Annotated in this window: 8 protein-coding genes; 4 read left to right on the top strand and 4 right to left on the bottom strand. The window is 71.0% G+C overall.

Translation table 11 applies throughout. The features are described 5' to 3' along the window. Positions 1–15: 15 nt before the first annotated feature. Positions 16–1035, bottom strand: coding sequence for a pyridoxal-phosphate dependent enzyme (locus FKV24_RS09305; RefSeq protein WP_141482183.1), 1020 nt, complete (start codon positions 1033–1035; stop codon positions 16–18). A 101-nt stretch (positions 1036–1136) separates the two neighbouring features. Continuing rightward, positions 1137–1613 carry an Lrp/AsnC family transcriptional regulator gene (locus tag FKV24_RS09300; protein ID WP_111265030.1) on the bottom strand — a complete coding sequence of 159 codons (477 nt, stop codon included), beginning with the start codon at positions 1611–1613 and terminating at the stop codon, positions 1137–1139. Between the two features lie 123 nt (positions 1614–1736). Here FKV24_RS09300 and FKV24_RS09295 point away from each other — a divergent pair, with 123 nt between their 5' ends. Then, positions 1737–2354, top strand: coding sequence for a glutathione S-transferase family protein (locus tag FKV24_RS09295; RefSeq protein ID WP_111265031.1), 618 nt, complete (start codon positions 1737–1739; stop codon positions 2352–2354). 41 nt (positions 2355–2395) lie between these two features. Continuing rightward, positions 2396–2587, top strand: a complete 192-nt coding sequence (locus FKV24_RS09290) for a hypothetical protein (protein ID WP_141482182.1) — start codon at positions 2396–2398, stop codon at positions 2585–2587. A gap of 16 nt (positions 2588–2603) precedes the next feature. On the opposite strand, the gene FKV24_RS09285 is transcribed toward FKV24_RS09290, so the two are convergent. Together FKV24_RS09285 and FKV24_RS09280 are read right to left on the bottom strand one after the other, a co-directional pair. Beyond that, positions 2604–3911: a sensor histidine kinase gene (locus tag FKV24_RS09285; RefSeq protein ID WP_141482181.1), complete on the bottom strand. Its 1308-nt coding sequence runs from the start codon at positions 3909–3911 to the stop codon at positions 2604–2606. Then, on the bottom strand, positions 3901–4599 hold the full coding sequence (locus tag FKV24_RS09280; protein ID WP_141482180.1) for a response regulator transcription factor: 699 nt from the start codon (positions 4597–4599) through the stop codon (positions 3901–3903). The genes FKV24_RS09285 and FKV24_RS09280 overlap by 11 nt, the downstream gene beginning before the upstream one ends. A gap of 206 nt (positions 4600–4805) precedes the next feature. Here FKV24_RS09280 and FKV24_RS09275 point away from each other — a divergent pair, with 206 nt between their 5' ends. Together FKV24_RS09275 and FKV24_RS09270 are read left to right on the top strand one after the other, a co-directional pair. After that, entirely contained in the window at positions 4806–5615 is an 810-nt protein-coding gene (locus FKV24_RS09275; protein WP_141482179.1) for a phosphatase PAP2 family protein, read from the top strand. Beyond that, positions 5612–7315, top strand: coding sequence for a phosphoethanolamine transferase (locus FKV24_RS09270; protein ID WP_141482178.1), 1704 nt, complete (start codon positions 5612–5614; stop codon positions 7313–7315). The genes FKV24_RS09275 and FKV24_RS09270 overlap by 4 nt, the downstream gene beginning before the upstream one ends. Positions 7316–7530 lie beyond the last annotated feature (215 nt).

Raw genomic sequence — 7530 nt, 5'->3', positions numbered from 1 at the left:
CGCCTGAGCCGGCTCTCAGGCCGATGGCGCCGCCTCGCTGATCACTACCAGGGCGACGCTGTCGGCGTCCAGGCGGTGGGACCGGCGCCGTGCCGGATCGGCGGCGATGTGACGGAGGCCGGCCAGGCCGCAGGCGCCGGACGCCGTGGTCGTGCCGTTGCCGGTGCCGTGCCACACCGTCACCGCATCGGACAACTCCGATTCGTCGACGCTGACCGCCCCGGCGCGGTGTCGTAGCAGGATCCGCAGCGCCGGCGCCGACGCGCGTCCGCACGACAGCATCGACGCCGTCGTTTTCAACGGCCCATCGACGCTGGCGACCCGGCCCAGGCGCAGGCCATGGCCGACGCAGGCGGCGCTGGCCGGTTCCACCACCAGCACCCGGCCTCCTGGCGCCAGCCCGGATTGCAGGCCTTCGGCCAGGGCCGCGGCCAGACCGCCGACCCCGGCCTGCGCGAACACATGGCTGGGGCGTGCCCGCACCCGCGTCAACTGGTCGCTCAGTTCGCGCGCCAGCACCGCGTATCCGTTCATCACGTCGGCGACCACCGGATCGTCGGGGTCGTCGGAGGTGTCGCTGATCAGCAGGGCGTCCTCGCCGGCGGCCGCCCGTGCGGCCTCGACCGCATCGTCATAGCGGCCATCGACCCAGGCGATGGTCGCGCCCGCGAACACGATGCGGGCGACCCGGGCCGCGTCGACCGAGCGGGGCAGGTAGACGGTGGCGGAGGTTCCGGCCCGGTGCGCGGCGACCGCCACGGCCAGGCCGTGGTTGCCATCGCTGGCGCAGATCAGCCTGGGCGGTGGCCGGCCCGGTGCCCGCTGCATCGCCAGGGCGAGCGCACGGGTGGCGGCGGGGATGCCGCCGAGGGACTTGAAGTTGCCCAGCGGCCGCTCGCTTTCGAGCTTGGCCCAGAGCTGGGCGATGCCCAGTTGTCGTGCCAGCGCGGGCAGCGCCAGCAGGCGGGTCGGCTGGCAATCGAGCCAGGACGTGTGCGCGGATTCGGGGGCGAGCAGCCAGGGTGGGATGTCCATGCCGCCACTGTGCGGCGAAGGTATCGACGGACGGCGGCGATCGAGCCCGTCGCGGTGCACGAAAACGGCGCATCACGCCATCCTGGCGCGGCGCCCGCGACTCACCCGGCTTCGAGCGGCGGCACCGGAATCGCGAGTCCGCGCTTGACCACGCCCAGCGCGACGTGGGTGGTGAATCGGGACACGTTCGGGTTCTCCGCGACCATGCGCGCCATCAGCGCGTCATAGCTCTCGGTGTCGGGTGCGGTGACCACCAGGACGAAGTCGACTTCGCCGGTGACATAGAACGCCTGCTGGATATGCGCCTGCGCGGCCAGCCAGCGGCGCAGTTGGTTCAGCTGTTCGGGGCGTTCGCGCTCGAGCTGCAGGCTGACGATGAAGAAGCCCGGTCGCCCGGCATGTTTCGGGTCGACGATCGCGATCTCGCGTTCGATCACGCCCTGCTCGCGCAGCCGGCGCAGGCGGCGCTGGATCGCCGAGGGCGACAGCGCGACATGCTCGGCCAACTGCTCGGCGGTGCGGCCGGCGTCGTCCTGCATCAGGTTGAGCAACTGGCGATCGAAGCGGTCGAGGTCCATCGCTCAATCTTAGGCGGACAGTGCGCCGGAAAACCGCGGCCAAGGCCCGCCGATTGCGGCCAAGCGATGCGACGGCGGGCCTAGCATGCCCGCCCAGCGCCCCATCCGCATTCCGGAATCCTCATGAAACTGCTCTACCAGACCCACTCCCCCTACGCTCGCAAGGTCCTGGTGTTCGCCCACGAGACCGGACTGGCCGGACGGATCGACGTGATCCACCACGAGACCAGTCCGACCCGGCGCAACCCCGAGGTATTCGCGCACAACCCGCTGGGCAAGGTGCCGGTGCTGCTCAGGGAGGGCCAGGCGCCGTTGTTCGACTCGGACCTGATCTGCGCCTGTCTCGACACCCTGCACGATGGACCACCGTTGATCCCCGCGGCGGGCGAGGCGCGCTGGCACGCGCTGCGGCTGCAGGCCGTCGCCCAGGGAATGGCCGATGCCGGCATCGCCGTGCGCTGGGAGACCGAGCGCCGTCCGCCGCCGCTGCGTCATCCACCGTTGCGCGACGGCTACCTGGCCAAGCTGGTGGCCGCCTACGACTGGCTGGAAGCGGGGTTGGACACGGACGGACCGCTGCATGTCGGCCATGTCGCCGTGGCCACCGCGCTGGACTGGCTGCGCTTCCGCGGCCTGCCTGATTTCCGCGCGGATCGCCCGCGGCTGACCGTCTGGTTCGAGCGCTTCGCCGAACGTGCCTCGATGCGGGCGACGCCGCTGTCCGGCGACACCTGCGATTGAACCGGTGCGATTGAACCGGGGCCCGAGCCTGGAGAACGACGATGAGCATCTACAAGGACCTGCTGTTCCTGCATGGCTACCTGCTGGATATCCCGGCGGTCGCCGATTCCGAGGTACAGGTATCCGGACCGGCGCCGATCCGCGAGTCCCGGGGCGCCGCCGCCCGCGGCAGCGACCAGGAAACGATGTCCGCGATCGGCGATGTCGCGATGGCGACCGGCGGCTGCCCCTGAGGCGGACGTGCCGCGGTCAGTCCGCGGCGGTGCCGGCCGTGTCCAGGTCCAGCACCGTGGTGGTGCCCTGGCCGCGATCGGAGGCGATGTCCAGCCGCCAGTGCAGGTGTTCGCACAGGCGCGCGATCAGCTCCAGGCCGATACCGCCGCCGTCCGGTCCGCCGCTGCGGGCCATCCGTGCGTAGATCGCGCTGATCTCCTCGGCCGACATGCCATGGCCGGGGTCCTCGATCACCACCCGCGCCGGCCGTTCCAGCCGCACCCGGATATGGCCGCGGTCGCTGTTCTCGATCGCGTTGCGCAGCAGGTTGCCGATCGCCGCCTGCACGATCGGCAACGGCGCCCGCAGCGTGCACGGTGGCAGCGGCGCGATATCGATCGCCAGATCCTTGCCCGCGGCGAGGTGGCGGTGGTCGTCGACGATCTCCGGAAGCAGCGCGTCCAACGCGACCAGGTCGGACGAGGCGGCCAGCCGCTCGGGGTCCTTGGCCAGCACCAGCAGCAGCGAGATCAGCTGCTCGACATCGCGGGTGGTGCGCTGGATGCGTTCGAGCTGTCCGCGCGCGGCGTCCGGCAGGTCCGCCGCGTTCATGGCCAGGGCGCTGGCGCCGGCGATGATCGCGATCGGCGTGCGCAGCTCGTGGCTGGCCTGGTTGATGAAGCCGCGCTCGCGCTCGACGAAGCGGTCGGTGCGGTCGAGGAAGCCGTCGAAGGCCTCGGCGATCACCGCGACCTCGTGACTGGCGCCGGCCGGGGTCCGCAGGCGCTGGCCGGGGCGGTCGGGGTGCAGCGCGCCGATCCGCGTCGCGATCGCGTCCAGCGGCCGCATCAGCCGGCTGACGCTCCAGCCGATCGCCACCGTCGCCAGCAGCAGGGTGGTCAGCGCGGCGGCGATGATCACCGCCGCCAGTGCCTGTTCGCGCTGTTCCAGCGGCTCGGCGTCGAGTGCCAGCATCACCGGGCGGCCGTCGACTTCGCGCACCAGCAACACGCGTTCGCCGCCGGCGAAGTCGATGTCGTCGTGCAGGCCCGGTCCGAAGCCGGTCAGCTCCGGCGGGATCGGGTTGCTGCCGGGCATGCCGTACAGGGCGATGTTGTCGGAGTCGACCCAGCGATAGCCGGGCTCTTCGCGGTGCCGCTGCAGCAGGTGATCGAGCTCGCCGTCGAGCAGGGTCTTCCAGACGATGCGCTCGACGTATTCGTTGACGACCAGTCCCTGGTAGACGACCGCGACCGACAGCACCGCCATCAACGCGACCATCGCCAGCAGGATCTTGCTGCGCAGGCTCGGCCGCCGCGCGCCGGCCTCTCCGTCATGCCTCATCGCCGTCCTCCTCGTCCGCCGGTGCCGCGATCCGGTAGCCGACCCGTGGCAGGGTGCGGATCAGCTTGGTCGCGAACGGGCCGTCGACGGCGCGGCGCAGTTCGTAGACATGCGAGCGCAGCATGTCGCCGTCGGGCGGGTCCTCGCCCCACAACGCGAGCTCGAGGCGATCGCGCGGCACTGCCGCCGGGCTGGCCTTCATCAGCACTTCCAGCAGTTTGCGGCCGGCCGGGTACAGGTGCAGCGGCCGGCCGCCGCGACTGGCCTCCAGGGTGTCCAGGTCCAGGCGCAGGTCGCCGACCTCGAGCAGGTGCGGGCGCTGGCGGCCGCGTGCGCGCGTCACCAGCGCTTCCAGCCGGATTTCCAGCTCGGCCAGTTCGAACGGCTTGGTCAGATAGTCGTCGGCACCGGCGCGGAAGCCGGCGATCTTGTCCGGCAGCTCGTCGCGCGCGGTCAGCATCAGCACCGGCACCTCGTGGCCGGCCTCGCGCAGCGCGGCGACCACGGCCGGACCGTCCATCCGCGGCAGCATCCAGTCCAGCACCACCGCGTCGAAGTCCTGGGTCACCGCCAGGTGCAGGCCGGTGACGCCGTCCGGCGCCGCATCGAGCTGGTGGCCGCGCGCTTCGAAGTAGTCGAAGAGGTTGGCCATCAGGTTGCGGTTGTCTTCCACCACCAGCAGGCGCATCGGGATTCCTGAGAGTCGGCCCTGGGACATTGTCGTGCGATCGCGCCCCCGGGCGCGAGTCGACGGCTGCCAGCGTCGGCCCGGGAGTGTCGGAAATACGTCGGAATGCTGAACGGTTAACGGTGGGCGAATCCTGCTCCGACCTTTGTCCGACGTGGCCGCCAGGACGATGCGTGCGACTTTCGCGACCCCGTCCCATCGACCGCATGAGCCCCCATTCCAGACCTTCCCGAGCGATCCGCAGCGGCGGCTCGGCCTGGCTGCTGCCCGCCCTCTGGGACGCGACCTCCGGAACGGCCCGGTCGCGGGCGCTGCCGTCGGGGCCGGGCTTCCTGCGCGGCCATGCGCTGGCGCCGCTGCTGGCGTTCCTGGTCCTGGCCGTGGCGACGATGGCCGGTGGCGGCGACCTCTGGCTGGCCGATCACCTGTACGCCTGGGAGGGCGGGGACTGGGCGTTGCGTGGGAGCTGGGTGACCCAGCAGGCGATCCATCTGGGCGGACGCAACCTCAGTGCGCTGATGTGGCTGGCGGTGCTGGCGGCCTGGCTGGTGGCCTGCCTGCGCGCCGGCTGGGCGCCGCTACGCAAACCGCTGGGCTACCTGCTGCTGGCGACCGCGGTCGCCACGGCGGCGGTGTCGCTGCTGAAGGGGGTCACGGGAATGGACTGCCCGTGGGACCTGAGCCGCTATGGCGGCGATCTGCCGATGGTCGGCCTGTTCTCGGTGCGTCCGGCGGGACTGCCGGAGGCCGCGTGCTTCCCTGCCGGCCATGCCAGCGGCGGCTATGCGTGGATGGCGTCGTATTTCTTCCTGCGCGTGGCCTGGCCGCGCGTGCGCTTCGCCGGATTGGCGCTGGGACTGACGATGGGCCTGGTGTTCGGCGTCGCCCAGCAGTTGCGCGGCGCCCACTTCCTGTCCCACGACGTCTGGACGGCGGCGATCTGCTGGTTCGTCGCGCTCGGTCTGTACCTGCTGTTCTGGCCGCGACGGTCGGATGCGGCGGAGGCCGTGGCATGAGCGCGGTAGGTCCCGCGTCCATCGTCCATCCGCGGGCGTCGTCGCCGCGCGCGGGCATCCGTCGCCAATGGTGGCGGATGCGCCCCAGCCTGGGCAGCGAACAACTGGCTCTGCTCGCCAGTCTGTACTTCGCCGCCGTGTTCAACACGCCGTTCTTTTCGGCGGTGATCGACAGCGGCGGCCTGCGCGGCGCCGACGGCTGGGTGACTGGCGTGGCGCTGTTCGTCGCGATCGCCGCGCTGCATTTCGTCCTGCTGGGACTGCTGTTCACCCGCTGGACCGCGAAGCCGGTGCTGATCGCACTGCTGCTCAGCGGCGCGCTCGCATTGCACTTCATGCGCGACTACACGGTGTACTTCGACACCGACATGATCCGCAACATCCTGCATACCGATCCCGACGAGGCCGGTGAACTGGTCACCTCCAGCCTGCTGCCGGAATGGTTGCTGCTGGGCGTGCTGCCGTCGCTGCTGGTGTGGCGGGTCCACCTGCGACGGCGGCCATGGCGCCGCGCCGCGCTGATCCGCGCCGGCAGCCTGGCGCTGGCGCTGCTGGTCGCGATCGCGGCGATCCTGGGGTCGTTCCAGAGCGTGTCCTCGCTGATGCGCAACCATCGCGAACTGCGCCACCTGATCACCCCCGGCAACTATCTGGTGTCGCTGCTGCGGGTGGCCGGCGATGGCCACGGCCGCCGCCAGGGCCCGAAGACCCCGGTCGGGGTGCAGGCAAAGGTGGTCGGCCGGCCGGCCGGCGCGAAGCCGCGACTGCTGGTGCTGGTCGTCGGCGAGACCGTGCGTGCGCAGAACTGGGGTCTGAACGGCTATGCCCGCGACACCACGCCGGCGCTGCGACGGATCGATCCGGTCAACTTCGGCGATGTCACCGCCTGCGGTTCCAACACCGAGGTGTCGCTGCCGTGCATGTTCTCCAATATCGGCCGCGCCGACTACGACAAGGCCCGGATCGAGGGCTCGGAATCGCTGCTCAACGTGCTCGACCACGCCGGGATCGCGACCCGCTGGTACGACAACCAGAGCGGCTGCAAGGGCGTCTGCGACGGCGTTGCGTACCGCGCGCTGGCCCATTTCGACGATCCGGTGCTGTGCGATGGCGACCGCTGCCTCGATGGCGTGCTCGCGCGCGGCCTGGACGAGGCGCTGGCCGACACCGATACCGGCCTCGACCAGGTGGTGGTCCTGCACATGCTCGGCAACCATGGCCCGGCCTACCACAAGCGCTATCCGCGCGATGCCCGCGCCTATGCGCCGGACTGCACCAGCGAGGACCTGGCGCGCTGCAGCCGCGAACAGATCGTCAACGCCTACGACAATGCGATCCGCTACACCGACAGCGTGCTGGCCGGACTGATCGCGCGGTTGCAGGCCGACGACGGCCACGACAGCGCGCTGATCTACCTGTCCGACCACGGCGAGTCGCTCGGCGAGGACGGCGTCTACCTGCACGGTTTGCCGTACGCGATCGCGCCCAGGACCCAGACCCGGGTGCCGATGCTGATGTGGTTCTCGCCCGGTCTGGCCGGCAGTCGCGGCCTGGACGTGGCCTGCATGCGCGAACGCGCGCGCCGCCCGGCCAGCCACGACAATCTGTTCAGCTCGGTGCTGGGGCTGATGCAGGTGGCGACGCCCGAGTACCGTCCCGAGCTGGACCTGTTCCGCGGTTGCGTGGCGCCGGCCGGCTGAGCACGCATTACGCCGTCGCGGCGGGTCCGGTAGGATTCCCGACCAACATCACTGCCGGCCGCGGACCCTGTCGTCCGCGCGCGAGTCCTTGGGGGGACGATGTCGTCGAGAACCCTGCTCCTGCTGCTGACCCTGACGCTGGGCCTGGTGAGCGGCGCGTTCGGCTATTCACTGCTGTCGTCCGCGCGCCAGGCCGCGGCACTGCAGGCCGCGCG

It is taken from the genome of Marilutibacter maris (genome assembly GCF_006546735.2).
In the GTDB taxonomy this organism is placed as follows: Bacteria; Pseudomonadota; Gammaproteobacteria; order Xanthomonadales; family Xanthomonadaceae; genus Marilutibacter; species Marilutibacter maris.
This window is presented reverse-complemented; position numbering and strand designations above follow the sequence as displayed.

What these genes read in the sequence shown, in the direction of transcription:
- FKV24_RS09305 (WP_141482183.1), bottom strand. Translation starts at nt 1,035, where the DNA reads ATGGACATCCCACCCTGGCTGCTCGCCCCCGAATCCGCGCACACGTCC.
- FKV24_RS09300 (WP_111265030.1), bottom strand. Translation starts at nt 1,613, where the DNA reads ATGGACCTCGACCGCTTCGATCGCCAGTTGCTCAACCTGATGCAGGAC.
- FKV24_RS09295 (WP_111265031.1), top strand. Translation starts at nt 1,737, where the DNA reads ATGAAACTGCTCTACCAGACCCACTCCCCCTACGCTCGCAAGGTCCTG.
- FKV24_RS09290 (WP_141482182.1), top strand. Translation starts at nt 2,396, where the DNA reads ATGAGCATCTACAAGGACCTGCTGTTCCTGCATGGCTACCTGCTGGAT.
- FKV24_RS09285 (WP_141482181.1), bottom strand. Translation starts at nt 3,911, where the DNA reads ATGAGGCATGACGGAGAGGCCGGCGCGCGGCGGCCGAGCCTGCGCAGC.
- FKV24_RS09280 (WP_141482180.1), bottom strand. Translation starts at nt 4,599, where the DNA reads ATGCGCCTGCTGGTGGTGGAAGACAACCGCAACCTGATGGCCAACCTC.
- FKV24_RS09275 (WP_141482179.1), top strand. Translation starts at nt 4,806, where the DNA reads ATGAGCCCCCATTCCAGACCTTCCCGAGCGATCCGCAGCGGCGGCTCG.
- FKV24_RS09270 (WP_141482178.1), top strand. Translation starts at nt 5,612, where the DNA reads ATGAGCGCGGTAGGTCCCGCGTCCATCGTCCATCCGCGGGCGTCGTCG.